Annotated in this window: 19 protein-coding genes and 2 pseudogenes; 16 read left to right on the forward strand and 5 right to left on the reverse strand. The window is 67.2% G+C overall.

Annotated elements, in window-relative coordinates:
* Positions 1-64 precede the first annotated feature (64 nt).
* Positions 65-1927, forward strand: a complete 1863-nt coding sequence (locus ACHL_RS08195) for an HNH endonuclease signature motif containing protein (protein WP_015936834.1) — start codon at positions 65-67, stop codon at positions 1925-1927.
* A gap of 96 nt (positions 1928-2023) precedes the next feature.
* Here the strand turns inward: ACHL_RS08195 and sepH are convergent, their stop codons facing one another.
* Complete coding sequence (gene sepH, locus ACHL_RS08200) at positions 2024-3415, reverse strand: septation protein SepH (protein WP_015936835.1); 1392 nt, start codon at positions 3413-3415, stop codon at positions 2024-2026.
* 183 nt (positions 3416-3598) lie between these two features.
* The gene (locus tag ACHL_RS08205) at positions 3599-4084 is read right to left on the reverse strand and encodes a DUF3093 domain-containing protein (protein WP_015936836.1); all 486 of its coding nucleotides are present in this window, start codon (positions 4082-4084) and stop codon (positions 3599-3601) included.
* Positions 4085-4222: 138 nt separating this feature from the next.
* Here ACHL_RS08205 and dut point away from each other — a divergent pair, with 138 nt between their 5' ends.
* The 4 genes from dut to ACHL_RS08225 all read left to right on the forward strand — a co-directional run bounded on the left by dut (position 4223) and on the right by ACHL_RS08225 (position 6767).
* On the forward strand, positions 4223-4744 hold the full coding sequence (gene dut / locus ACHL_RS08210; RefSeq protein ID WP_015936837.1) for a dUTP diphosphatase: 522 nt from the start codon (positions 4223-4225) through the stop codon (positions 4742-4744).
* A 97-nt stretch (positions 4745-4841) separates the two neighbouring features.
* Positions 4842-5564, forward strand: a complete 723-nt coding sequence (locus tag ACHL_RS08215; protein ID WP_015936838.1) for a DUF3710 domain-containing protein — start codon at positions 4842-4844, stop codon at positions 5562-5564.
* A gap of 4 nt (positions 5565-5568) precedes the next feature.
* A complete protein-coding gene (locus ACHL_RS08220; RefSeq protein ID WP_015936839.1) occupies positions 5569-5922 on the forward strand; it encodes a hypothetical protein in 354 nt (117 codons plus the stop codon).
* The gene (locus tag ACHL_RS08225) at positions 5919-6767 is read left to right on the forward strand and encodes a DUF3159 domain-containing protein (protein WP_015936840.1); all 849 of its coding nucleotides are present in this window, start codon (positions 5919-5921) and stop codon (positions 6765-6767) included. Before ACHL_RS08220 ends, ACHL_RS08225 begins: the two co-directional genes overlap by 4 nt.
* Before the next feature lie 311 nt (positions 6768-7078).
* Here ACHL_RS08225 and ACHL_RS08230 read toward each other — a convergent pair.
* Together ACHL_RS08230 and ACHL_RS08235 are read right to left on the reverse strand one after the other, a co-directional pair.
* Positions 7079-7750, reverse strand: a pseudogene (locus ACHL_RS08230) (potassium channel family protein); the annotation flags it as partial.
* A complete protein-coding gene (locus ACHL_RS08235; protein ID WP_015936842.1) occupies positions 7747-8421 on the reverse strand; it encodes a potassium channel family protein in 675 nt (224 codons plus the stop codon). The pseudogene ACHL_RS08230 and the gene ACHL_RS08235, both read right to left, overlap by 4 nt.
* A 118-nt stretch (positions 8422-8539) precedes the next feature.
* On the opposite strand from ACHL_RS08235, the gene ACHL_RS08240 reads away from it, so the two are divergent.
* The 8 genes and pseudogenes from ACHL_RS08240 to ACHL_RS08275 all read left to right on the forward strand — a co-directional run bounded on the left by ACHL_RS08240 (position 8540) and on the right by ACHL_RS08275 (position 20225).
* On the forward strand, positions 8540-10516 hold the full coding sequence (locus ACHL_RS08240; RefSeq protein ID WP_015936843.1) for an APC family permease: 1977 nt from the start codon (positions 8540-8542) through the stop codon (positions 10514-10516).
* Positions 10513-11910 (forward strand): class I SAM-dependent RNA methyltransferase, encoded by a 1398-nt coding sequence (locus tag ACHL_RS08245; protein ID WP_015936844.1) that lies wholly within the window; start codon positions 10513-10515, stop codon positions 11908-11910. Before ACHL_RS08240 ends, ACHL_RS08245 begins: the two co-directional genes overlap by 4 nt.
* Before the next feature lie 180 nt (positions 11911-12090).
* A pseudogene (locus ACHL_RS08250) lies at positions 12091-14902 on the forward strand (aconitate hydratase).
* Between the two features lie 141 nt (positions 14903-15043).
* Positions 15044-17017: a 1-deoxy-D-xylulose-5-phosphate synthase gene (gene dxs, locus ACHL_RS08255; RefSeq protein ID WP_015936845.1), complete on the forward strand. Its 1974-nt coding sequence runs from the start codon at positions 15044-15046 to the stop codon at positions 17015-17017.
* 47 nt (positions 17018-17064) lie between these two features.
* A complete protein-coding gene (locus ACHL_RS08260) occupies positions 17065-17649 on the forward strand; it encodes a DUF402 domain-containing protein (RefSeq protein ID WP_015936846.1) in 585 nt (194 codons plus the stop codon).
* Positions 17646-18206 carry a hypothetical protein gene (locus ACHL_RS08265; RefSeq protein WP_015936847.1) on the forward strand — a complete coding sequence of 187 codons (561 nt, stop codon included), beginning with the start codon at positions 17646-17648 and terminating at the stop codon, positions 18204-18206. The genes ACHL_RS08260 and ACHL_RS08265 overlap by 4 nt, the downstream gene beginning before the upstream one ends.
* Positions 18207-18215: 9 nt before the next feature.
* The gene (locus tag ACHL_RS08270) at positions 18216-19193 is read left to right on the forward strand and encodes an aldo/keto reductase (protein WP_015936848.1); all 978 of its coding nucleotides are present in this window, start codon (positions 18216-18218) and stop codon (positions 19191-19193) included.
* Between the two features lie 6 nt (positions 19194-19199).
* The gene (locus ACHL_RS08275; protein WP_015936849.1) at positions 19200-20225 is read left to right on the forward strand and encodes a nucleoside hydrolase; all 1026 of its coding nucleotides are present in this window, start codon (positions 19200-19202) and stop codon (positions 20223-20225) included.
* 15 nt (positions 20226-20240) lie between these two features.
* Here the strand turns inward: ACHL_RS08275 and ACHL_RS08280 are convergent, their stop codons facing one another.
* On the reverse strand, positions 20241-21665 hold the full coding sequence (locus ACHL_RS08280; RefSeq protein WP_015936850.1) for a mycothione reductase: 1425 nt from the start codon (positions 21663-21665) through the stop codon (positions 20241-20243).
* Positions 21666-21909: 244 nt separating this feature from the next.
* Here ACHL_RS08280 and ACHL_RS08285 point away from each other — a divergent pair, with 244 nt between their 5' ends.
* Genes ACHL_RS08285 through ACHL_RS08295 form a run of 3 tightly spaced genes read left to right on the forward strand, consistent with a single transcriptional unit; the run spans position 21910 to position 25180 of the window.
* A complete protein-coding gene (locus ACHL_RS08285; RefSeq protein ID WP_015936851.1) occupies positions 21910-22752 on the forward strand; it encodes a hypothetical protein in 843 nt (280 codons plus the stop codon).
* Between the two features lie 11 nt (positions 22753-22763).
* Positions 22764-23507 carry an energy-coupling factor transporter transmembrane component T gene (locus ACHL_RS08290; RefSeq protein WP_015936852.1) on the forward strand — a complete coding sequence of 248 codons (744 nt, stop codon included), beginning with the start codon at positions 22764-22766 and terminating at the stop codon, positions 23505-23507.
* A 2-nt stretch (positions 23508-23509) separates the two neighbouring features.
* Positions 23510-25180, forward strand: a complete 1671-nt coding sequence (locus tag ACHL_RS08295) for an ABC transporter ATP-binding protein (RefSeq protein ID WP_015936853.1) — start codon at positions 23510-23512, stop codon at positions 25178-25180.
* Positions 25181-25192: the final 12 nt, after the last annotated feature.

Genomic DNA, 25192 nt, shown 5'->3' on the forward strand with positions numbered 1-25192 from the left:
AGGGCCGTCCGCTGTCGCTGCACGTTCCCCCGCCAATGTCAGACCCTCGCGCGAGAATTCCTTTATGGGAGACGCAGTGGTTGGGGCGGCAGTGATGGAGGGTCTTCGGGCCTCCATGGCAAGCCTTGACGCGCTGCTTCTGGAGGACGTCGAGCTGGATTGCGCTCAAGATCCTGACGTCGAGGGCGCGGCTGCGGTGGTTGATGTGTTGGGGCGGAAGTCGGAGCTTCGGTTGCAGCGACTGGCGTTCTGGAGCCGTCTTGAAGCCCAGGTCGCGGCGGGCAAGGCCCACGACGCCGCTGATTTCGCCGAGTTTCAGGAGGCGATGACGCCGTCGGACGCCAGCGAAGCCGAGAAGACCTTCGTGGAGATGTCCACGACGGCGGAGGTCGCCGGGGTCCTGACGCTCGGCCCGGGTGCCGCGGCGGCGTTCATCAGCCAGTCCCGGAAGGTTTGTGCGATGCCACCGGTAGCGGCCGCGCTGGCTTCTGGGTTGATGTCGTGGCGGCACGCGGTGATCGTGGCCGACGAAACCGACTGCCTCGCCCCCGAGAGTGCTGCGGCGTTGGTGGCGCATTTCTTCGACCCTCACGCCCCGAACCGGGCCCGCGGGTCGGCGCCCGGTGACCTCGTGGCGCACCTGTTCCGCCGGAAAGTCAGGACCTGGCGCGAACGCACCTACCCTCAGACAGTCCAGGAACGGCACGTCCGGTGTGTGGCGGACCGGCGGATGGAATACCGGCCCGATGCTGACGGGATGGCATCGATTACCCTGATCCTTCCCGGGGACACTGCCTGCGCCATCTGGCACAAGACCACCGCGATCGCCCGCGGCCTCCAAGGACCAGGCGAGACCCGCAGCCTCACCCAGCTGCGGCCTGACACCGCCGCAGCGCTCCTCCTCGGCGCCCACACCGGGGCCGCTGCCGCAGGCCGGTCCGACGATGGCCACGAACCTGGCACCGGGAGCGACCCTTACGCGGTTGATCTCAGCAAGATCCCGGCCCCGAAAGCCGACGTGCTGGTCACCATCCCCCTGTTTGCACTGCTGGGCAGCACCGACGAACCTGCCGACCTCGACGGGTACGGCCCCGTCCCCGCAGCGATGGCCCGAAAAATCGTCGCCGACGGCGCGACCTCGTTTTACCGGGTCCTGGTTGACCCGCGTGACGGCGCACCGTTGGAGATCGGCCGGACCAGCTACCGGCTGTCGGAGGCGATGAAACGCTGGATCAGGATGCGCGACGGACACTGCACGTTCCCCGGCTGCACCAACCCCAGCACCGACAATGACACGGACCACCTCACCGCCTGGCAGCACAACGGGACAACCGGGGTGAGCAACCTGGCACAACTCTGCCCGAAACACCATCGGCTTAAACACAACGGCGGCTGGACCCCCACGGCAGCCACCACAACCGAACCACCCGGATGGACCTCGCCGACCGGCAGGCACTACCTGGGCCAACACCCCGACCCGCAACCACCACACTGGCCACCAGGACTCCTCGAACTCGAACAGGAGCAGGCACTGATCGGTGACGTTGGCGCGGTTGATGTCTCTGCACGGAGCAGTGACCTTGCGACGGGCGCGACTGACGCGGCCGGAAGAATAGTCCCAACGGAGGAGCCGTGGGGGCAAATACGTCCCGGGGAACTGCCGGAGGAAGAGACTTTCAACGGAACAGATGAAGTGCGGTGGTCGTTGGAGGCGCAGATCCTTGCCGGCATTGCGGTCTGTCCGGAGCACCTGCTGTCGGACCCGCCGGACGACGAGTCATTGAACAGTGAACTGTTCGGAGAGGACCTGATCGAACAATGCGATCTCTCCCCGGACGATCCGCTGTGGGAAGCCCTCTACGCGACACCCTTCGTGCTGCCCGCTGATCCATGGGGAGGGCGCACGGACTGGTTGCTTCACGCCTAGCGGCCGCAACCCGGGAAGGGAGCGTTTATGCGGTGCTCTGTCCTGGCCACGTCGAAAGTGCCCGCCGCGGGAACCCGGAGGTGCCGCGATGTAGTTCTATTCGCTGCGGGTGCCGAAAACAATCTCGTCCCAGGAGGGGACGCTGGAGCGCTTGGGGCGGGAAGGCTGGCGCTCGGGTGCCTCAGCTTCCGGCGTCTGCCCCTTCACGCTGGACTGGCCGTCGTCGTTCCTCGACGCAAACCGGCGCTGGCCGCCGCCCAGCAGTTCGTCCAAGCCTGCGTTGGTGGCGCCGTCACGCCCGGCAGGAGCGTCGTTGGAGGTTGCTTCGGCGGGGCCTTCCGGCGTGGACTGGCTGTTCCGCGGGGAGCCACTGTTCTGCGGGGACGCGACGATGGTGACTTCGCGGGTTTCCGTGCTCACGCCGTCGTGCAGTTTGAGGACGTCATCCTCGGCGTCACGGTGAGGCGGGATCAGGCTCAGGCGGGACAGCATGGAAGGCCTGGCGTCGCGCCGGCGGATAAAGGAATCACCCTTCGCAGCAGGAGCATCCGGCTCGTCGTCCTGCTGGTCGTTGTCCGGTTCTTCGACGTTGGCTTCAGGATCAGCCTCGGGTTCAGGAACAACCTCTGACGGCCGGGGGTGGGCCGCCGGTACGCCGTGGGTCAGGAGCATGGCGAGGGCGTCGTCGGAGTCCTCGTCGACGCCCAGGCGCTGGCCCCGGCGGGAACGGAGCATGTCCAGCAGCCCATCAGCTTCCTTGCCGGGCCCTGCAACCACGCCCTGCGGGCCAGTCCGCACCGCATCGGCGTCGGTTTCGAAATCGAATGGCCGGTCCGAGACGGCCGACAGGCGGCGGGCCGGAACGGGTCCATCCAGGGGCTCCAGTTCACTGAGCTGCTGGGCCCAGCGGTTGGTGTTCTGCAGTGCCTTCCGGACGGGGTTGAAGGTCCACGTGGCCGGCGGTTCTTCGCCGATACCGGAAGTGCCGTCTGTCTTTGCCTGGAAGCTTGCGGTGACGGTCCAGGTTCCGTCCTGCTTGCGCCAGGAATCCCATTCCACTGATGAGGGGTCTATGCCGTGGGCGGCCAGCCGGTGCGACACCATCTCATCCAGGGTGGCGGGGTTGTCGCCGAAAGCGGACCGGTAGACGTCGTGGCCGGGGGAGGGCGTGGCTACTTCGACCTTGCGGGCCTGCTGTGCAATGTATTCACGTTCGGCAAGGACCGGGCCTTCGTAGCGCTCAACTTTTGCAAGCGGCAGGCCGGAAAGTTCTGCGACGTCCGCGGCCGTGGCGCCCGCGCGGATCCGCGCCTGGATGTCCCGTGGGGACATGGGAATGGCAGGCCTTTCCGTCGTCGGCTTCGGAGCCGACCGGCCCGCTGTCCGGAGCGCTTCATCGATCGGCAGCCGGAACATCTCGCCGCCGGCCCCGCTCAACAGGAGGTGAGTCCCGTCGTCGTGCACGCCTACAAGCCGTAGATCCTGCATACAAATCCTCCACCCTGGCATCACTATCAATCGAAACTCTGCCACCCGGTGGGCGTTAATTGCCTCAAGGGGCAGGGCGCGCCGCGATATTCCGGCGATGCCACCGCGGTTTCACCCGGGACCGACGGTCCCGGCGGCGTCAGCCGTTTCCGTTCCCTGGCCTGTTCGGGCGTCCCTGGTGTGTCAGTTGCGGGTGAGGGCCGCCGCGAGTTCTTCCGGGTGCCGCGTCGAGGTCAGCCAGTAGGGCGTCTTGTCGGCGGGGTCGGTGATCTCCACCTTGACTACGGGGTCGATCCACCCGCGGATGCAGAGGTAGGCGAGGCCGTTGAGCCTGGTGCCCCGCTCCGCCGTTGCTTCCCCGCCGCTGAAGTGTTCGACGGCGCCGACGAACTTGCGCTCGATGGTGGCGCGGCCCACGGTGAAGGTTTCCGCGGTGACCAGGAGGGTTGGCGTCGACAGGATCAGGAGTACCGCCATGATGACGAAAAGGACCACTGCCGCAGTGATGCCGGCAAACATGCTGATCGGCGCAAAGACCAGGATCCCGGCCGCCGAAATTCCAGCGGCAATGATCCAGATCCACACGTTGGGCCAGAGCTTCTCCCTATAAGTGGCCGAGGACCCTTTGGACGGGCTGGGCGTGGGGGCAGGGGAGCTTGTTTCGGGCATAGGCCAAGCTTTCCACCTTTGCCGGGCTATTTCATCTTGGCGGGCAAACGCCACGCGCCGCCCCGGCGGGCCAGGGGCTTCCGCGTGGAGGGCCCCACCCTAGGTCCGATCCCGGGGCGCGGGTTAGAGTGAGTGACTGTGACTGATCAACCCGCCGCAGCAAGTACAGTTTTCGACGACGCGCCTGAACCCCCGGCCTCTGCTCCCACCCTGCAGGTCCAGCTGAAGATGCTGGATCCGGAACTGGAAGCGCCTTCCTACGCCCATCCCGGCGATGCCGGTGCGGACCTCCGTGCGCGGCAGGACGTTACCCTGCAGCCCGGTGAGCGCCGGCTCGTCCCAACCGGCGTGGCCATCGCCCTTCCCGAAGGGTTCGTTGCCCTGATCCACCCGCGGTCGGGCCTTGCCACCAAGCATGGCCTCACCATTGTCAATGCCCCCGGAACGGTCGACGCCGGCTACCGCGGCGAGATTTCGGTGACGCTGCTGAACACTGATGTGAGCCAGGCCATCGAGCTGCGGCGCGGCGATAGAATTGCCCAGATGGTCATCCAGCGCGTCGAGTATGCACAGTTCGTTCCAGTCACGGAATTGAGCGGGTCGGTGCGCGGCACCGGGGGCTTCGGCTCCACCGGCGGGTTCAATCTGCCCGGAGCCTGATTCGGTCCGTGGCAGCCCGTGCCACGGCCAACGCAGTACGGCGACGGTACCTCCCGGGGCCGGACCGGAACATCCACACTTAAGGAGAAATATCCTCATGGCCTTTGGGTTCGGCAGGAAAGCCAAGACGGAGCAACCGGACGCACCGGAAGGGTTGCCCGCTGACGACGCGCCCGCAGACGGCGAAGCGGAGGCTGCGGACCAGCGAGCCAACGGCCCCTTGGATGAGTCGGAAATCAGCAGCCGCGACGGATATGTGGATCTCGGCGCCCTGCTGATCACGCCCAGCGAGGGCCTCCAGCTCCGACTCGAGGTTGAGGAAGCCACCCAGCGGGTTGTGGCAGTCACCCTGGACCTCAACGGGTCCAGCCTGCAGCTGCAGGCCTTCGCAGCACCGAAAACCGAAGAGCTCTGGGAAGAGATCCGCAGCCAGATCGGCCAGTCGGTCGGTGCGCAGGGCGGCCAGGTGGAGGACATCGAGGGCCCCTTCGGAACAGAACTCGTGGCAAAGCTTCCTGCCGGGCTCCCCGACGGCAGCCAGGGATTCCGCGTGGCGCGCTTTATCGGCGTCGACGGCCCCCGCTGGTTCCTTCGCGGCGTGCTCGGCGGACCTGCTGCACTCGAACGTGACGCGGCCGAACCGCTCGAAGCACTGTTCCGGAAGGTAGTGGTAGTCCGGGGTGACAGCCCCATGCCACCACGCGACCTTCTCCAGCTGCGCCTCCCCAAGGATGCAACCACCACACCGCCTCCGGGCGCTCCGGCGGCTCCAAGCCTCCAGGAGCCGGAACGCGGCCCCGAAGTCACCCAGATTGGCTGAAGCCATGGGTGGGGGATCGCCGGCGTCGCACGGCAGGGCACCTGTTCCCCTCGACCAACTGCCGGACAAGGGGCGCGTCCTGTGCCAGGGCCGCATCGAGTCCGTCACCTACGTTCCGGCCGACCGGACTGCAGCCTTCAGCGCGATTGTTTCCAACTCCGGCGCCCTCCGTCCGGGATCCGCCCGGGCCGGCGCGCCACGGGCGCGCCTCCGGGTCGTGTGGCTGGGCCGGCGCCGAGTTCCCGGCATCGAAGCCGGGACCGAACTCAAGCTCGAAGGCATGCTGTCCAGGAGCGAGGGGATGCCCACCATCTTTAACCCGCGCTACGAAATACTTTCCCACCAGGAGAACGAATGACCGCGCAGCAGCCAGACCCATCGCCCGGCGCGGCCCGCCCGGATGCCGCGGGACACCCCGCAGCAGGAGGCGCCGACGACGGCCGACCCCGTTCCTCCAAGGACCGGGCCGGCAACTTCCCGGCCAATGACACCGGGGACAACGGCGGGGAGTCCTCGCCAATGGCCGGACTGGCCGCCGACTACGCCGCCAAAGCGGGGTTGCACAGGACCCATGACGGACGCGTCGACGTCCTGAAAAGCGCCGGCGGTATCCAGGGCATCGCCGAAAGCATCCTGCCCGGGCTGGTTTTCCTCGTTGCCTTCACGGTGACCCAGGACCTCACCCCGTCGCTGGTGGCTGCGTTGGCCTCCGCGGCGGTGTTCACTGTGGTGCGTCTCGTTCAGCGGCGGCCCCTGACCCAGGCACTCGCCGGCGTGGTCGGCGTCGGCATATCCGCGTGGCTTGCGAACACCACAGGCAAGGCCGAGGATTTCTACCTGCCCGGGTTCTTTACCAACGCGGCCTACATCATTGCGATGGTGATCTCGATCTTCGTGAAGTGGCCGGTTGCCGGGTTGCTGTTCGGCTTTATCCGTAATGAAGGGCTGGACTGGCGCAAGGATCAGGCCCGTGTTCGTGCCTACCAGCTGGGCACCTGGATCATCGTCGGCGTCCTCGCGTTGCGGCTGCTGGTGCAGGTACCGCTCTACCTGATGGGACCGGACGGACTCGCGGCCCTGGCCACCACCCGCCTGATCATGGGCGCCCCGCTGTACATCCTGGGAGTCTGGATCGCCTGGTTGGTTACCCGTCCCGCCGCCTCAGCGGATGCAGCAGGCGGCGAAACGGCGGCGAAGGGCTAAGCTCCGCTGCGGTCACCCGGCACAGGGCCAGCCCGGGCGGCCACTACTGGTCCGGGCTGGTCACGCCACAGTTGCTGGCCCGGTTACCCGTCGAACCCGTCGTCCTCGAGGGACGACTGCCGGGCCTGCCGGGAATCCTGCGTCGTGCTGGCAGGCGCAGCACTGGCTGATGCGGCGCTGCCGTTTCCGTCTACATCATCGGCGTGGTCCGGGCTGCCACCCACGGCGCTGCCATGATCCCCGCCGCCAGAGGCTGTGCCGGCGCTAGAAGGCACCTGGCCGCCCGGTGTTTCCGGTTCCTCCGGCAGTGCCGCTGATTCGGCAGCATCGGGGGAGAGGAGGGCACGCAATTCATCCTCTGCCGCGATGGTGGTTACGAAGAACAGTTCGTCACCGCCGTCGATGACGTCATCCCGGCTGGGCGTGATGGGGGCATGGTCCCGCAGGATTGCCACCAGGGTGGAATCGTCGGGCCACTCGATGTCGCCCACGGTGCTCCCAATGACATGTGAATCGTGCGGAACCGTGAACTCCACCAGGGAGGCCACACCCGTCTGGAGGGTCAGGAGCCGGACCAGGTCGCCGATTTCCACGGCCTCTTCCACCAGTGCGGTCATCAGCTGCGGAGTGTTGACAGCAACGTCCACGCCCCAGGAGTCGTTGAACATCCAGTCATTCTTGGGGTTGTTGACGCGGCCCACCGTACGGCCCACACCGAACTCCGTTTTCGCCAGCAACGAGACCACCAGGTTGACCTTGTCATCGCCCGTGGCGGATACCACGACGTCGGCTTCCTCAACTTTCGCGCCCTGGAGGGTGCTCAGCTCGCAGGCGTCGCCCACCAGCCAATGCGCGCCCCGAAGGCCGCTGCGTCCGATGACCTCGGGTTTGAGGTCGATCAGGAGGATCTCGTGTTTGTGCGAGAGCAGTTCCCTGGCAATGGACGATCCGACGCTGCCCGCGCCAACGATCACGACTTTCACTGCAACTCCTTAGCGGGGGCTTTGGCCAGGACCTGGGCGACGTGGGAGGTGCGGTCCACCTGGAGCATGGCGTGGACCGTGTCACCGTCCTGGTAGGCGGTGCCGGCATCCGGCAGCAGCCCTTCGCCGAAACGGGTGAGGAACGCCACACGGACGCCGGCGGCCTTCTCGATGGCGCTGATCCTGTGGCCCACCCACCCGGCGTCCAGGTCCAGTTCGGCCAGCACCAGGCGTCCTGAAGGTTCGCGGTAGTCGCCGGCGAGGTGCTGCTCCGGAAGGATCCGGCGGAGCACCTGGTCGGCGCTCCAGCGGACCGCCGCCACGGTGGGGATGCCCAGTCGCTGGTAAATTTCGGCGCGGCCGGGATCGTAGATCCGCGCCACCACATGCGGCACATGGAAGGTTTCGCGGGCCACCCGGGTGGCCAGGATGTTCGAGTTGTCGCCGCTTGATACCGCCGCGAAGGCGTAGGCCTCTGCCACTCCGGCCTGTTTGAGCGTTTCCCGGTCGAAGCCGACGCCGGTGACCTTCCGCCCGGTGAACCCCTGCCGGAGCCGGCGGAACGCGCGGTCGTCCTGGTCGATGATGGCCACCGAGTGCCCGGCATCTTCGAGTGTGTGCGCCAGAGTCGCCCCCACCCGGCCACATCCCATGATCACGAAATGCGCCACCGTATCTCCTCCGTATTCCGGTCCAGCTTCTGCAGCTAGAACTCTACCGGCAGCGTTCCTGCTTCCTGCCGCCGGCTGCCGTCATGACATCATCCGGGAATCAGACTAGCTTTGTGGAGTGCTGACAATATTCAACGCGGTTAAGCGCGTTCTGGTGGGCAGGCCGTTCCGGAATGACCGGATGGCCCATACCCTGCTTCCGAAGAAGATCGCCCTTCCGATCTTCGCGTCTGATGCACTGTCCTCCGTCGCGTACGCGCCGGACGAAATCCTGCTCACCCTGGCCCTGGCCGGTGTCAGCGCCGTGGCCTTTTCCCCGTGGGTTGGCCTGGCCGTCATGGTGGTCCTGCTGACCGTGGTGGCGTCCTACCGGCAAAATGTCCACGCCTACCCGTCCGGTGGCGGGGACTACGAGATCGCCAATGAAAACCTGGGCAAGTATGCAGGGCTCACTGTCGCCTCAGCTCTCCTGGTGGACTACGTCCTCACCGTGGCAGTGTCCATGTCCTCGGCCGCGGCATATTTGACGACGGCGGTGCCCTCACTTCACGGCCAGCAGGCCACCATCGCCACCATCGGCGTGATCATCCTGGCGCTGGTCAACCTCCGGGGCATCAAGGAAGCCGGCAGCGTCTTCGCCGTCCCCACGTACATCTTCATGGCCTCCATCCTTGGCATGACGGCGGTGGGCGTGTACCAGGTGGCCACCGGACAGCTGGGCGAGGCCCCCTCCGCCGCCTTCACCATCGTCCCGGCGGCAGGCTTCGACGAGGGCCTGGTGGGACTTGCCGGCGCCTTCCTCCTGCTGCGGGCTTTCTCCTCCGGGGCGGCGGCCCTCACCGGCGTCGAAGCGATCAGCAACGGCGTGCCGAACTTCCGTCCGCCCAAGAGCAAGAATGCCGCTACCACGCTTCTTTTGCTGGGCATTATCGGTGCCTCGATGCTGGCCGGGATCATGTTCCTGGCCCAGGCAACGAAGGTCCACATCGTCCTGGACCCGGCCACGGAGTTCCTGCTCAACGGCAGCCCGCTGCCCGAGGGCTATATCCAGAACCCGGCCATCAGCCAGATTGCGCAGACCATCTTCGGCCCGGGCTCCATCCCGTTCTACATCGTGGTGGCCGCCACCGGAGTCATCCTGGTGTTCGCCTCCAACACCGCGTTCAACGGGTTTCCGGTGCTGGGTTCCATCCTCGCCCAGGACGGCTACCTGCCGCGCCAGCTCCGCACCAGGGGTGACCGGCTGGCCTTCAGCAACGGCGTCCTGGCACTGGCCGCCGGGGCCCTGGTGCTGATCATCGCGTTCAATGCCGACGTCACCAAGCTCATCCAGCTCTACATCGTTGGCGTCTTCATCTCCTTTACGGCCAGCCAGCTCGGCATGATCCGGCACTGGGGCCGGGAGCTGAAGCTCGCCAAGGACAAGGCCGTGCGGCGCAGGATGATGAAGTCCCGCACCATCAACACCATCGGCTTCGGCATGACGGCGCTGGTCTTGGTGATCGTGCTGATCACCAAGTTCGAACAGGGTGCCTGGATTGCGCTGCTCGCCATGTTCATCCTGTTCCTCATCATGTGGAGCATCCGGGCCCACTACGACAACGTGGCCAAGGAACTGGCCGTGGACGAGGACTCGTCTCCCCGCGCGCTGCCCACCCGCGTCCACGCCGTCCTCCTGGTGTCCCATGTGCGCAAGCCGGTGCTCCGTGCCCTCGCCTACGCCCGCGCGTCGCGCCCGTCCCGGCTGGATGCCATTACCGTGGACATTGACGCGGCAGAGACCGCCCACACGGTCAATGACTGGGAGAAGCTGGACATCCCCGTTCCCCTGACAGTGCTGGCCAGCCCCTACCGCGAAACCGTCACGCCCATCATGGAGTACATCAAACAGATGCGCCTCGACTCTCCGCGCGACCTGGTGGTGGTCTACATCCCCGAGTACGTGGTGGGCAAGTGGTGGGAGCAGCTGGTGCACAACCAGACGGCCCTGCGCATCAAGACCAGGCTGCACTTCGAACCCGGAGTCATGGTGGCCAGCGTGCCATGGCAGCTCAAATCATCCGAAGAAGCCAAGAACCTCCAGGACGTGCAATGACCCCCAGAACTTCCGCGACTACCGAAAACACTGCAGCGGGCAGCACAGCAGATGCCCATGCGGGGGAGGAACTCGTCGTCGAGGTGGGGCCCGTGGCCCACGGCGGCCACTGCGTAGCCCGCCACGAAGGCCGCGTCATCTTCGTCCGCCACGGCATTCCCGGGGAAAAGGTCCGGGTGCGGCTCACCGACGCCGGGGACAACGCGAAGTTCTGGCGCGCCGACGTGGTGGACGTACTGGACGCGTCACCGGACCGGGTGGACCACTTCTGGCGTGCGGCCGATTCCACCCGGGCCTGGGGGCACGGGCACCCTCCGGTGGGCGGTGCGGAGTTCGGCCACGTCAGCCTGGACCGGCAGCGCCGGCTCAAGGCCGAGGTGCTGGAGGAACAGCTCAGGCGGCTGGGCGGCACGGGGCAGGCGCCCGCCGGCTGGAGCGGCGCCGTGGAAGCCGTGGGGGAAGCGGCCGACGGCGGGACGGGCCTTGGGTGGCGCACGCGGGCCAGTTTCTCGGTGGCACCCTCGGGGAAGCTGGGCATGCACGCGCACCGCTCCACGCAGGTCCTCCCGGTCCGGGAGATGCCGCTGGCCACGGACGCCATCAACGCCCTGCAGCTGTGGGACATCGACCTCCAGGGCATCGAACGGGTGGAGGTCGCAGCCCCGGCCAACGGATCCCGCCCGCTCGTTCTGCTGGCTCCGGCGGAGGGAACGAAACCCAAACGCCTGGCGGCCGTTGCAGCGGCCTTGCCGGACGACGTGTCGGCAGCCGGGTTCGACCCCATCTCCGGAGAAGTGACCCGCTTGCGGGGCCGCTCGTGGGTCCAGGAATCCGCGGCCGGACACGACTACCGGGTCACGGGCGCCGGGTTCTGGCAGATCCACCGCGACGCGCCCGGGACGCTTGTGGGGGCTGTCACAGATTTCCTGCACGGGGGCGGATTCCTGCACCCCGGTGCGGTGGTTGCGGATCTTTACGCCGGAGCCGGACTGTTCACCGCAGTGCTGGCCGACGCCGTGGGGGAGACCGGCGCGGTCCTGTCCGTCGAGGGCGCGCCGGGAACCAGCCGGGATGCACGCAAGAACCTGCACGCTGCGCCGCAGGTGGAAATTGTCCAGGGCCGGGTGGAGCGTGTCCTCCGCCAGAAGCCGCGGAATTTCGACGCCCTGGTGCTCGATCCGCCCCGCGCCGGTGCCGGCAAGGCAGTGGTGCGGCAACTGGCCGATGCGCACCCGCGGGCCATTGCCTACGTATCCTGCGATCCGGCGTCGTTCGCCCGTGACGTGTCCTACTTCCGGGATGCGGGCTGGGAGCTCGCCGGCCTGCGGGCCTTCGACATCTACCCGCACACCCACCACCTGGAGACGGTGGCGCTGCTGACGCCCCTTTCCTGATCGCATCATCCGTCATGGCCACGGCGTTTTCGACTACGATGGCCGTAGTAGTCCCACGTCGCGCCCCGTATTCGCGGGCGGCTGTGTGCCATTTTCGGGTCCTGAGCTAATTAGGACCACCTAACTAGCAGGCGGTCAACCGCGCGACAAAGATGAAACTGTTGCGAGAGGAGTCCTGCGATGAGCACTGTGGACAGCTTCGGTTCAAAAGGCAAACTTAATGTAGCCGGAACCGAGTATGAAATTTTCCGGTTGAACTCCGTTGAAGGTGCAGAAAACCTTCCGTTCAGCCTCAAGGTATTGCTTGAAAACCTGCTGAGGACCGAGGACGGCGCGAACATCACTGCCGATCACGTCCGCGCCCTGGCAGGCTGGGATCCCAACGCGGAACCCGATACAGAAATCCAGTTCACGCCGGCACGCGTGATCATGCAGGACTTCACCGGCGTCCCCTGCGTGGTGGACCTGGCGACGATGCGTGAAGCCGTCAAGGAACTTGGTGGCGACCCCAAGCGCGTCAACCCGCTGGCACCGGCCGAAATGGTCATCGACCACTCGGTGCAGATCGATGCCTTCGGTAACTCCGGCGCGCTGGAGCGCAACATGGAGATCGAATACCAGCGCAATGGTGAGCGCTACCAGTTCCTGCGCTGGGGCCAGACCGCGTTTGACGATTTCAAGGTCGTCCCCCGGAACCGGCATCGTGCACCAGGTCAACATCGAGTACCTGGCGCGCACGGTCATGACCCGTGAAGTCAACGGCGCTTTGCGCGCCTACCCCGACACCTGCGTCGGCACCGACTCCCACACCACCATGGTCAACGGCCTGGGCGTGCTGGGCTGGGGCGTTGGCGGCATCGAAGCCGAGGCAGCCATGCTCGGCCAGCCCGTCTCCATGCTCATTCCCCGCGTCGTCGGCTTCAAGCTGACCGGGTCCATCCCGGCCGGCGCCACCGCCACCGACGTCGTTCTCACCATCACCGAGCAGCTGCGCCAGCACGGCGTGGTGGGCAAGTTCGTCGAGTTCTACGGCGAGGGTGTCGCGGCCGTGCCGCTGGCCAACCGCGCCACCATCGGCAACATGAGCCCGGAGTTCGGCTCCACCGCCGCCATGTTCCCCATCGACGACGTCACCCTGGACTACCTGCGCCTCACCGGCCGCTCCGATGAGAATGTTGCCCTGGTCGAGGCGTACGCGAAGGAACAGGGCCTCTGGCACGATCCTTCCCGCGAGATCAAGTTCTCCGAGTACCTTGAACTGGACCTGTCCACCGTCGTTCCGTCGATCTCCGGCCCCAAGCGTCCGCAGGACCGGATCATCCTCAGCGAGTCCAAGGACCAGTTCCGCGAGGACCTCCGCAACTACGTCAAGGTTGACCTGGCCGACGGCAGCCTGGACGAAGCCATCGACGAGAGCTTCCCGGCGTCGGATTCCCCGTCGTTCACCGCTTCGGCAACGCACCTCACGGAGCAGGCGCCCCACAGCCACGGCCCCAAGGCCAATGGACGCCCGTCCAAGAAGGTGGCCGTCACGACCGCGGACGGCCGGGAGTTCGAGCTGGACCACGGTGCGGTGTCGATCGCGTCAATCACCTCCTGCACCAACACGTCCAACCCCTCGGTGATGCTGGCTGCTGCCCTGCTTGCGCGCAACGCCGTGGAAAAGGGCCTGGCCGCGAAGCCGTGGGTTAAGACCTCCGTCGCCCCGGGCTCCAAGGTAGTGACCGACTACTACAACAAGTCGGGCCTGACCCCTTACCTGGAGAAGCTCGGCTTCTACATCGTGGGCTATGGCTGCGCCACCTGCATCGGCAACTCCGGTCCGCTCGACGCCGAGATCTCCGAAGCCATCCAGGCCAACGACCTCTCCGTCACGGCTGTGCTTTCCGGCAACCGCAACTTCGAAGGCCGCATCAACCCGGACGTCAAGATGAACTACCTGGCTTCCCCGCCGCTGGTCATCGCCTACGCCCTGGCCGGAACCATGGACTTCGACTTCGAAGCCGATGCCCTGGGCCAGGACGAAGCCGGCAATGACGTCTTCCTCAAGGACATCTGGCCGAACCCGGTCGAGGTCCAGCAGGTCATTGACTCATCGATCGACAAGGGCATGTTTGCCCGCGGCTACGAGGGCGTCTTTGAAGGCGACGACCGTTGGAAGGCGCTGGACACCCCTGCGGGCGACACCTTCGCCTGGGATGCAAAGTCCACCTACGTCCGGAAGCCCCCGTACTTCGAGGGCATGAAGGCCCAGCCGGAGCCGGTCAAGGACATCAGCGGCGCCCGCGTGCTGCTGAAGCTCGGCGACTCCGTCACCACGGACCACATCTCGCCTGCCGGTTCCTTCAAGTCCGACACCCCCGCCGGCCAGTACCTGCTGGCCAACGGCGTAGAGCGCAAGGACTTCAACTCGTACGGTTCCCGCCGTGGCAACCATGAGGTGATGATCCGCGGTACGTTCGCGAACATCCGCATCAAGAACCAGATCCTCGACGGCGTGGAGGGCGGCTTCACCCGCGACTTCACCCAGGAAGGCGGCCCGCAGGCCTACGTTTACGACGCCGCCCAGAACTACCAGGCAGCAGGCACCCCGCTGGTGGTCCTGGCAGGTAAGGAATACGGTTCGGGTTCGTCGCGTGACTGGGCTGCCAAGGGTACCGCCCTGCTGGGCGTCAAGGCCGTCATCGCCGAGAGCTACGAGCGCATCCACCGCTCCAACCTCATCGGCATGGGCGTCCTGCCCCTGCAGTTCCCGGCCGGCGAGAACGCTGCCAGCCTGGGCCTCACCGGCACGGAAACCTTCTCGGTTGAGGGCGTCACCGCCCTGAACGAAGGCACTACGCCCAAGACCCTCAAGGTAACCGCAACCGCCGAAGACGGCTCCTCGAAGACCTTCGACGCCGTCCTTCGCATCGATACGCCGGGTGAAGCGGACTACTACCGCAACGGCGGCATCCTGCAGTACGTTCTGCGCCAGATCTCCACGAACTAGCGGAGACTGCCAGCAGGCAGAACCTCTCCGAAGCCCCGGCCGGTCACCGACCAGCCGGGGCTTCGGCCGTCCGGCTGAGCCTTGTCCGCGGACCAAGGCGTTAGAGTTAAACGGCACGTCTACCACCCGAAGGAGGGGTCATTGGGAATCTTGGACACCATCCGGAATCCGCAGGACCTGAACGATCTATCCGAAGAGCAGCTGGAACAGCTGGCCTCGGAGATCAGGGAATTCCTGATTACCAACGTTTCCCAGACGGGCGGCCACCTCGGACCCAACCTCGGCGTTGTGGAACTCACGCTGGCGGTGCACCGCATCTTCGACTCGCCGCGTGACAGCATCGTCTTCGACACCGGGCACCAGTCCTATGTCCACAAACTGCTGACCGGGCGGCAGGATTTCAGCACCCTCCGCCAGCAGGGCGGCCTCTCCGGGTACCCCTCGCGGGCCGAGTCTGAACATGACATCGTGGAGAGCTCGCACGCCTCCTCGTCACTGTCCTGGGCCGACGGAATCTCCCGTGCCCGGCAGCTCACCGGCGAAGGTGACCGGCACGTCGTCGCCGTCGTAGGCGACGGCGCGCTGACCGGCGGGATGGCCTGGGAGGCCATCAACAACATCGCAGCCGACAAGAAACGGCGCGTGGTCATCGTCGTCAACGACAACGGCCGCTCCTACGCACCGACGGTGGGTGGTTTCGCCGACTACCTGGCGTCCCTGCGCCCCACCATCGATTCCTTCCGTGCAGCACCTGCCTATGAGGTGGCGCTGGACTGGTGGAAGAAGAAGCTCCAGAACGGCGGCCCGGCTGGCCAGTTCACCTACAAGAGCCTCCACGCCATGAAAAAGGGTGTCAAGGACTGGTGGGCCCCGCAGGGCATGTTCGAGGACCTCGGTATGAAGTACATCGGCCCCGTGGACGGGCATAACCTGCAGGCCCTGGAGCACGCCCTCGCCACTGCACGGAACTACCACGGCCCGGTGATCGTCCACGCCATGACCGAAAAGGGCCACGGCTATGCGCCCGCCCGCGCCCATGAGGCAGACCAGTTCCATGCCGTCGGCATCATCGATCCGGAGACCGGCGAACCCACCGGCACTGCGGGCGCAAAATCCTGGACCTCGGTCTTTGCCGACGAAATCGCTGCCATCGCGGACGAACGCAAGGACGTTGTGGGCATCACCGGTGCAATGCTGATCCCGGTGGGCCTGCACAAGTTTGCCGCCAAGCACCCGGACCGGGTCATCGACGTCGGAATTGCCGAACAGCACGCCCTGACATCCGCAGCCGGCATGGCCTTCGGCGGCCTCCACCCTGTGGTGGCCGTGTACGCCACCTTCCTCAACCGTGCCTTCGACCAGCTGCTTATGGACGTGGCACTGCACAAGGCCGGCGTCACCATCGTCCTGGACCGGGCAGGCGTCACAGGCCCGGACGGCGCCAGCCACCATGGCATGTGGGACATGTCCATGGTCCAGATCGTCCCCGGACTCCACCTCGCTGCGCCCCGCGACGCTTCACGCCTCCGCGAGGAACTGCGCGAAGCCGTGGCCATCAATGACGCACCCACCGTGGTCCGGTTCTCCAAGGGATCCGTAGGCGCCGAAATCGAGGCGCTGGAACGCCTCAGCGACGGTGTGGACGTGCTGGCACGCCGGCCCGCGGGTTCCACTGCCAACGATGTCCTCATCGTCAGCGTCGGCGCAATGTCCGAGCTCGCCCTCGACGTGGCCAACAGGCTCGGCGCCCAGGGGATCAGCACCACAGTGGTGGACCCCCGCTGGGTGCTTCCGGTCCGCCGTTCCATCGTTGCCCTGGCCTCGCACCACCGCCTGGTGATCTGCATCGAAGACGGCGTCCGCGCCGGCGGAGTTGGATCCCGGATCCGGCAGGAGATGCGGGCGGCAGGGGTGGACACCGCGCTGAACGAAGTGGGCCTTCCGGTCGAATTCCTGGACCACGGCACCCGCAGCGAGGTGCTGGAGCGCGTCGGCCTCACCGCACAGCAGATCACGCACGACGTCGTTGCCCAGGTTCTGGGGACAAAGGTCCCCTTTGCGCGTCCATTGCCGGGGCAGCAACACCCCACCACCGGCAGCCTTCCCATCCTGTGAGGGGAGAGGAAAGTCCGGAGGGCCAGTCTGGACCCGCGTATCCCGGCATGCTGGGGGACCAGCACGAAACCGGCCACCCCGGCGCAACCCGGACGCCGCAGGGACTCGAACCCGGACAGTTGGTGGTGGCCCGCAACCGCAAGTGGAACGGCAAGGCGCACTGGGTGGTGCCCGGCCGTTACCTCGGCGAGGACAGCCACGGCTGGTGGATCTTCCAGGGCACCAACGAGTTCTGTTCCCGTCCCGGCGCGGCCTTCTACACCAGGTCCGACGCCGTCCTCCTGGTTCCGCGGGACGGCGACTGGGTAGCGACGTTTTACGATGACGCCCACCCCGGCGGCGTCCGGATCTACATCGACCTCGCCGTGGCCCACGAATGGAACCCCATCCGGCCGCACGTCACCGAATTCCACGTCATTGACATGGACCTGGACGTGGTGAGCACAGCGGGCCGCGGCGTCTTCATCGACGACGAGGACGAGTTCGAGGACCACCGAGCCGCCATGAACTACCCCGCAGCACTGGCGGAGTCCCTCGAGGCTTCAGCCGCAGAACTTTTCCAGGCCGTTAAGGCGCAGCAGGCACCGTTCGACGGCACGGACGTCGGCTGGTTTACCAAGGGACGTATATGAGCGACAACATCCGGGTCTACAAACGCGACGACGAGGGCGCACTCCACTTCCGGGAGGCCTGGTACGACGAAGAGTACGGCCAGTTCGTCATGAACTTCGGCGCCGTGGGGCACCAGAGCAAGACCCAGGAGACGGACGTCCCGGATGCAGCCGCCGCAGAAGGGCTGATGGATGCTTTCGCCGCACAATGCGCCGAGGACGGTTACGCCGTGATTCCGGAGGAGGAACAGTCCTGGGTGGTGGCGCAGTTCGCCCTCAAGACCCGGGAGGGCACCGAACGCGACAGGCGCCTGCAGGCCAAGGCCACCGACGCGCTGGTCAGCCACCTGGCGTGGCGGGGACTGGGCACCGTTGAAAGGTCGGAGTTCACCGATTCCAAGCTCAACATCTTTTGCCTTTGCCCGGACGTGAACAAGGCCGTCGCCGCCATCAAGGTATGCGCCCGCGGCGAGGACCTGGACTTCACCAAGCTCAGCATCGGTGCTGCCCCGTTCTCTGACCCGGAAAACTTCAAGCTCAAGCACTCCGCCAAACCCGCCAACAGCTTCAGCCTCTAGGAGTTCCCTGTGACAACGTACCGCCGCGTCGGAAAGTCAGGCCTGACCGTCTCCACTGTGGGCCTCGGATGCAACAACCTGGGCCGCGCCAACACTGCCACCGAGTCGCAGGAAGGCACCGACGCCGTTGTTTCCGCGGCGCTTGATGCAGGCATCACGCTGTTCGACGTGGCGGACAACTACGGCCGTGAGCCCGGCCTCAGCGAGACCATGCTGGGCAAGGCGCTTGGACGCCGTCGGGACGGCATTGTGGTGGCCACCAAGTTCGGGATGGATGCCAAGGGTGCCAATGGTCCGGACTTTGGTGCCCGCGGTTCCCGCCGCTACATCATCCAGTCCGTCGAAGCGTCGCTGCGGCGGCTCGGCACTGACTGGATCGACCTCTACCAGTTCCACACCCCGGACCCGCAGACGCCCATCGACGAGACCCTCTCGGCGCTGGACGACCTTGTCCGCAGCGGAAAAGTCCGGTACATCGGTCACTCCAACCGCGCCGGCTGGCAGATCGCCCAGGCCGAATACGTTGCCCGCGAACTCAGCGGTGCCCGCTTCATCTCCACCCAAAACCATTACAACCTCCTGGACCGCCGGGCGGAACTGGAGGTCACCCCCGCGGCTGAGGAATTCGGCCTGGGCGTCCTGCCGTACTTCCCCCTGGCCAACGGCCTGCTGACCGGCAAATACGCGCCGGGCCACGCGCCGGACGGTTCGCGGCTCAGCCATACACGCACCAACATGGTGGACGACGCCGACTGGGACCAGCTGGGCAGGTTCAGCCGGTTCGCCAAAGAACGCGGGCTGACCGAGGTGGACGTGGCCTTCTCCTGGCTCGCCGCCCAGCCGTCCGTCGCCAGCGTCATTGCCGGTGCCACCAAGCCGGAGCAGATCCGCCAGAACGCCTCGGCCGCAGACTGGCAGCCGTCCCCCGAGGACCTTGCCGAGCTGGACACCATCTTCCCGACAGTCCCCAAGGTGGCACTCTTCTAGCCCGCCATGACCGCATTCCTGCTGGACGTCGACACCGGCATCGACGACGCCCTGGCCCTTGCCTACCTGGCCGCCCTGCCGGACACGGAATTCGTGTCCGTCACGGCAACCCCCGGCAACGTGGACGCGGACCAGGTGGCACAGAATACCCTTGCGCTGCTGGAACTGTGCGGACGCCGCGGAGTCGAAGTGGCCATCGGAGCCCGGGCACCGCTGTCCGTCCCGCTGGTCACCACCCCGGAAACGCACGGTCCGCAGGGCATCGGCTACGCCGTACTGCCCGAACCTGACGGGCAGGTCTCGGCGCGGAACGCCGTCGACCTCTGGATCGACCATGCCCGCGCCCGGCCCGGTGAACTCACCGCCCTCATCACTGCGCCGCTGACCAACTTCGCCCTGGCCCTCCGCAAGGAGCCGGAGCTGCCCGAGCTGCTGGCCGGCGTCGTGATCATGGGCGGGAGCTTCTATCACCAGGGGAACACCACGCCCACCGCCGAGTGGAACACCCACGTGGACCCACACGCGGCAAAAGAGGTGTACGCCGCCTACCGCGGCAGGGCCGCCGCGAAACTGCCGGTGGTCTGTTCACTGGACACTACCGAGCGCATGGAGCTGCGGCCTGAGCATGTCCGGCTGCTTGCCGAAGCGGCCGGTGCTTCCGTTCCCGAGCTTGTGCTCCCGGACCAGCCCGAGGGCAGACGCAGCACCTCTGACAACCGCGTCATCAGGCACCTCTCGGACGCCTTGCGCTTCTATTTCGAGTTCCACCGGCTGTATGACCAGGGCTACCTGGCGCATGTCCACGACTTCTTTGCCGCAGGAGTTGCCGCCGGCACCCTCGAGTACAGTGCACGGCCGGCAACCATCGACATCGAGACGGACTCGCCACTGCTGACGGGCACAACCGTGGCGGATTACCGGGGGCTGTGGGGGAGTGCACCGAACGCCCGGATCGTCTCGGCCAACAACCCGGAGCAGGCGTTCCGGGAACTGACCGCGGCCGTCGGGAGCCTGGCCGCCCGGTTGGGCTGACGGCCGCCGGAACTCCTAGAGGGGCGCGTCCTCCGGCACCTCGGTATCCAGGGCCAGCAGGGCATTCTCCACCACTTCCATCAGTGCCGGATGGATCCAGTACGGGCCACGGGCCAGCACATGGACGGGTGTTCCCTGGTACATGGCCTGTACCAGGGGCTGGATCAGGTTGGAGGCTTCGTGGCCCAGGATGTGGGCGCCCAGCAGGCGTCCTGTTGAGCGCTCGGCGATGAGCTTGACCACGCCCTCATGGTCCTCCATGGCCCAGCCGTAGGCGGTACTCCCGTAGTCCTGCAGGGCGGTGACAACATCGGACCCGGACGCAGTGCCGGACCGTGCCTCTTCCTCCGTCAGTCCCACCGACGCGATCTGCGGATTGGAGAACACGGCGGACGGGACGGCGGTGTAGTCGATGCTGCGGAGCCTGTCCGGGTGCTCAAGGTTGTGGGCCACCACCCGGGCTTCCCGGTTGGCAACGTGCTTGAGCTGGTAGGCGTTGGCGGCGTCGCCCAGGGCGTACACTCCCGGCAGGGGTTCGCCTCCGGAGAGGACCCGGAGCTTGGAATCCACGGCAAGGAGCCCGTCGTCGCGCAGGTCAAAGCCCGCTGCATCGGCGCCCAGCCTGTCGGTGTTGGGAACCCGGCCCGTGGCCATCAGCACAAGGTCCGCCGGCACCCGCAGCTGCTCGCCGCCGTTGCCTGTGAAGACGGCGGTGACGCTGCCGTCGCCGTTGTCCGCCACGGACTGAAGCGCATAACCGGTCCTGAGCGTCCAGCGTTCGGCTGCTGCGGCAGCGAAACGCTCCGCGATGTCCGCATCATGCCCGCGGAGCAGGCGTCCGGACCGGTTCACTTGCGTGACGTCGGAGCCGAGGCCGGCAAAAACGCTGGCGAACTCTGCGGCGATGTAGCCTCCGCCAACCACCACTACCCGCCGGGGCAGGCCGTCCACCCGCATCACCGTGTCCGAGGTGTGTACCTGGGGCAGGTCCATGCCGTCCACGTCCGGAACCACCGGCCGCGAACCCGAGGCAACCACTACCTGGTCCGCCGTGATCTCCACCCCGGAGTCGGTCCGCAAGGACCGCGGACCGGTGAAGCTCGCGTGCTCCTCGTACAGGTCAACGTTGTCCAGCTCGTCCGCCCTGTACCGGCGGCCTGACGCTGAGATGGCATCAATCCGGCCGAAGATCCGGTCCCGGATTCCGTTCCAGTGCACCTTGTCCAGGCTCAGGTCCACGCCCAGCCGGCGTGCCTCCGCCGGCGCGGCGGCGAGCCCGGCGGGGTAGACGAACATCTTGGTGGGGATGCAGCCCACGTTCAGGCAGGTTCCGCCGAATACGCCGCCGTCGATCAGTGCCACCCGCTTACCGTCCCAGTGCGGGGTGATCAGCGAGTTCCCTGATCCGGATCCAATGATGGCGAGTTCGTAATGGGGCATGGGGCCGGCTTTCCGTGGAGGACCCCCTGCCTGGGAGATCCGGGGTTTTCGGGCGGGCCGGCAGCCCAACTGCCGGTGCCCCTCCCGGCAGTCTAAGGGAGGACGCCTGCCGGCGCGCTGCAGCGCCGGTAGACTGGTCCCCTCTGCCGGTTCAATCCGGCGCCTGCCGCCGAGGTGACATAGGCGGCGTTCCGCACGGCCCGGATTTTCCGTGCCGTCCGTGCCGCACCCCAAAGGAACCAACATGTCATCGCCCTCCCTGACGCTGCCGTCCCCGGCGCCTGCCGCCGCCCGCCGGCGCCGGCTGCTGGAAATCCTCGGTGCCCTGGCCATTGCCGGCACCTACGTCTACCTGGTCCTCAACCAGCCCGCGGACATCACCGGCGGCCCGGGCAGCGCCTCGGCGTTGATTGCCCTCTCGGGCTTCCTCGTGGGTGCCATCCTGCTGGTCGTTGCGGTGCTGCCGGGCCTGCCGGCCTCCACGGTCGTGCTGATCCCCGTGGCCCTGGTCCTGAACATTGTGCTGGGCCAGTTCGTCGGGAGCACCCTGGTGCCCTTCTACCTGGACGCCATTGGCACGGTCCTGATCGCGGTCCTGGCCGGGCCCGCCGCGGGTGCGGCCACCGGGGCACTCAGCAGCATCGTCTGGTCATTCTTCAATCCCACGGTGCTGCCGTTCGCCGCCGGCGCTGCGCTGATCGGCTGCCTGGCCGGCCTTGCTGCGCGGTACGGCCTGTTCCGCCGGTTCTACCTGGCACCCGTTGCAGGTTTCGCCACCGGCATCATCGGCGGCGTGGTCTCGGCACCCGTGGCCGCCTTCGTGTTCGGCGGCACCTCCGGGGTGGCAACCGGTGCCATCGTCAGCGCCTTCCGGTCGATGGGCGACACACTGCTGGCCGCCATTACCAAGCAGGCACTCATCTCCGACCCCATGGACAAGGCCATCGTCTTCACCGTGGTAGCTGTCCTGGTGTACGCGCTGCCCCGCCGGACCACGTACCAGTTTCCGTTCATCCGCCGTCACCACGTCCTGGCCGGAAAGGCACCGGTCCAGGCCGCAGGACAGGATTCCACGCCCGCGTCCTGAACCCGATTCCCATGCGCGTCCACCCGTTGACCGGCCTCGCCGCCGCCGGCAGTGCTGCTGTGATCACGACGGCGGCCGGCAGCTGGCCGCTGTCCCTCGCCGTCGTTGCGGGTGCCCTCGCCGTGTCCGCCGCGGGCGGCACGGCCCGCCGGCTCCTGCCGGCGGCCGCGGCAGTGCTGGTGCCGCTGACCCTGTCCCTCCTGATGGTGCACGGGCTGGCCTATCCCGAGGGCCGCACCGTCCTGGCCGAGTGGGGGCCTGCCCGGGTCACGTCCGAAGGGCTGGGCTTCGCCCTGCAGCGGGGCGCGCAAGTGTGGGCCGCCGTCCTGGCGGTCCTTGCGTTCTCCTTCAGTGTCAGCGTCCCTGACCTGGTGGCTGCCCTGAATGCCAAGGGTGTCCGTGGACGCTTGGCCTTTGTGCTCGCCTCCACGCTCACCCTGCTGCCGGCCATTGCGGCGCAGGCTGAGCGTATCCGCACCGCCCAGGAAGCCAGGGGCCTCGTGATCCGCAGGGGGGTGGTCCACCGGGCCGCTGCGTTCCGCCTGCAGGCTGTACCGCTGGTCCTGGCGCTGGTGGACGATGCCGGTACCCGCGCCGCGGCGCTCGAAGCACGCGGTTTCAGCAGCAGCGGGCCGCGGTCCAGTTACCGTACCGTTCCGGACTCCACCGTCCAGCGACTCCTGCGCGTTATGCTGCTGCTCGCTGCGGCTGCCGCCGTCGTCCTGCGCCTGTGGGCCGCATCAGCAGGAGGTTAGGCATGCCCCTCATCTCCAGCCCGGTCCTGCAGGCCGGCATCCGGAGCTTCACATTCCACGACGGCGGTGGACCAGTCCTCGAGCGGATCGGATTCGCCGCCGCACCGGGCACCCTGACAGCGGTACTGGGTGCGTCCGGCAGCGGAAAAACCACCCTGGGACGGTTGCTGGCAGGCTGGCTGGCACCGGGAAGCGGCGGAACCCTGCACGGCTACCTGGAGCTGGCAGGCACACGCCTGGACTTCGGAGACGGACCTACCGACGGTGACGCGGGCGGTCCCCACCGGGGGGAACCGCACATCGACCCCGCCGCGTGGGGCCGGCACGTGGGATTCGTCCCCCAGGACGCTGCAGCGGCCCTTTCCACCGTCCGGGCGACGGTGGCGGAGGAGCTGGCTTTCGGGCTGGAAAATGCAGGAGTACCCCGCCCGGCCATGGTTGCCGCAGTGGAACGCACGGCAGGCCTCCTGGGGCTCACCGGGCTGCTCAACAGGAATCCTGCCCGGCTCTCCGGCGGGCAGCAGCGGCGCCTGGCCATTGGCTGCGCTGTTATCTCCGGTCCGGCCGTGCTGGTCATGGACGAGCCGTTCGCCTCGCTGGACGCGGCAGGGGCCCTGGAACTGGCGGCCCTGGTGCGGCACCTCGTGGCGTCTGGAACCGCCGTCGTGATCCTGAGCCAGGTGATCGACGCGCTGCTGCTGGCGGCGGACCAGTGGCTGGTCCTCGCCGACGGAACCGTGGCGGCCGCCGGCGATCCTGCCAGCCTCGGCCCGGACACTGGACTGGTTCCTGCGGGAATCCGGTGGGTGGGCGGAGCCGGCCGAACCGCCCGGCCCGCCGCCCGGACCACGCGGCCAACCGCCCACCCGGACTTCACCGAAAAGGTGGTGGTTCCCGCCGCCAAAAGCACCGCCGCAGTACACCCCGCTCCACGGGACCCGGCCGGAGCCGGTGCCGCGCTTGAGCTGCGGGATGTCTCTTTCGGCTACGCTCCGGACGCCCGCCCACCCGGCAGCAAAGGCCGGTGGCCGGCCCGCAGCAGGAACGCCCCTTTGCCGGCCACGCAGCCGCCCGTCCTGGCAAGCGTGAGCCTGGCGGTGCACCCGGGGGAGATTGTTGCCGTCACAGGCCCTAACGGAGCGGGCAAGTCGACGCTCCTGCGGCACCTGAACGGGCAGCTGCAGCCAACAAGAGGCGCCGTGCTGGTGAACGGCAGCACCATCGCCGGGCGTGCGGTGGGGGAGACTGCCGCCGACGTGGGTTTGCTCTTCCAGCATCCCCGTGACCAGCTGTTCGAACGGACACTCCAGCGCGAGGTCCGCTTTGGCCTGGACCGCCTGGTCGGCAGCGCGGCAGCAGGCGAACGGGCTGCGGCTGCCCTGGCGGCGGTGGGACTTGAAGGTGCCGCCCACGGCCACCCGGCCGAGCTGTCAGCGTCCGGCCAGCGGCTCCTGGCACTGGCCACCGTCCTGGCCCGGAGGCCTTCGGTTATTGCCCTTGACGAGCCCACCGTGGCACTGGACGGCGACGGCCTGGCCGTGCTGGACGCGGCCGTCCGTTCCGCAGCCGCGGAGGGGGCCGCCGTCGTGCTGGTCACCCATGACCTGGACTATGCACGGACGGCGGCCCACCGCCTGGTGGCTCTCGACGGCGGCCGGCTCACCGAATGCTGACCGGCCGTCGGC

This window comes from Pseudarthrobacter chlorophenolicus A6 (assembly GCF_000022025.1).
In the GTDB taxonomy this organism is placed as follows: Bacteria; Actinomycetota; Actinomycetes; order Actinomycetales; family Micrococcaceae; genus Arthrobacter; species Arthrobacter chlorophenolicus.

What these genes read in the sequence shown, in the direction of transcription:
- ACHL_RS08195 (WP_015936834.1), top strand. Translation starts at nt 65, where the DNA reads ATGGGAGACGCAGTGGTTGGGGCGGCAGTGATGGAGGGTCTTCGGGCC.
- sepH (WP_015936835.1), bottom strand. Translation starts at nt 3,415, where the DNA reads ATGCAGGATCTACGGCTTGTAGGCGTGCACGACGACGGGACTCACCTC.
- ACHL_RS08205 (WP_015936836.1), bottom strand. Translation starts at nt 4,084, where the DNA reads ATGCCCGAAACAAGCTCCCCTGCCCCCACGCCCAGCCCGTCCAAAGGG.
- ACHL_RS08215 (WP_015936838.1), top strand. Translation starts at nt 4,842, where the DNA reads ATGGCCTTTGGGTTCGGCAGGAAAGCCAAGACGGAGCAACCGGACGCA.
- ACHL_RS08220 (WP_015936839.1), top strand. Translation starts at nt 5,569, where the DNA reads ATGGGTGGGGGATCGCCGGCGTCGCACGGCAGGGCACCTGTTCCCCTC.
- ACHL_RS08225 (WP_015936840.1), top strand. Translation starts at nt 5,919, where the DNA reads ATGACCGCGCAGCAGCCAGACCCATCGCCCGGCGCGGCCCGCCCGGAT.
- ACHL_RS08245 (WP_015936844.1), top strand. Translation starts at nt 10,513, where the DNA reads ATGACCCCCAGAACTTCCGCGACTACCGAAAACACTGCAGCGGGCAGC.
- ACHL_RS08260 (WP_015936846.1), top strand. Translation starts at nt 17,065, where the DNA reads ATGCTGGGGGACCAGCACGAAACCGGCCACCCCGGCGCAACCCGGACG.
- ACHL_RS08265 (WP_015936847.1), top strand. Translation starts at nt 17,646, where the DNA reads ATGAGCGACAACATCCGGGTCTACAAACGCGACGACGAGGGCGCACTC.
- ACHL_RS08275 (WP_015936849.1), top strand. Translation starts at nt 19,200, where the DNA reads ATGACCGCATTCCTGCTGGACGTCGACACCGGCATCGACGACGCCCTG.
- ACHL_RS08280 (WP_015936850.1), bottom strand. Translation starts at nt 21,665, where the DNA reads ATGCCCCATTACGAACTCGCCATCATTGGATCCGGATCAGGGAACTCG.
- ACHL_RS08285 (WP_015936851.1), top strand. Translation starts at nt 21,910, where the DNA reads ATGTCATCGCCCTCCCTGACGCTGCCGTCCCCGGCGCCTGCCGCCGCC.
- ACHL_RS08290 (WP_015936852.1), top strand. Translation starts at nt 22,764, where the DNA reads ATGCGCGTCCACCCGTTGACCGGCCTCGCCGCCGCCGGCAGTGCTGCT.
- ACHL_RS08295 (WP_015936853.1), top strand. Translation starts at nt 23,510, where the DNA reads ATGCCCCTCATCTCCAGCCCGGTCCTGCAGGCCGGCATCCGGAGCTTC.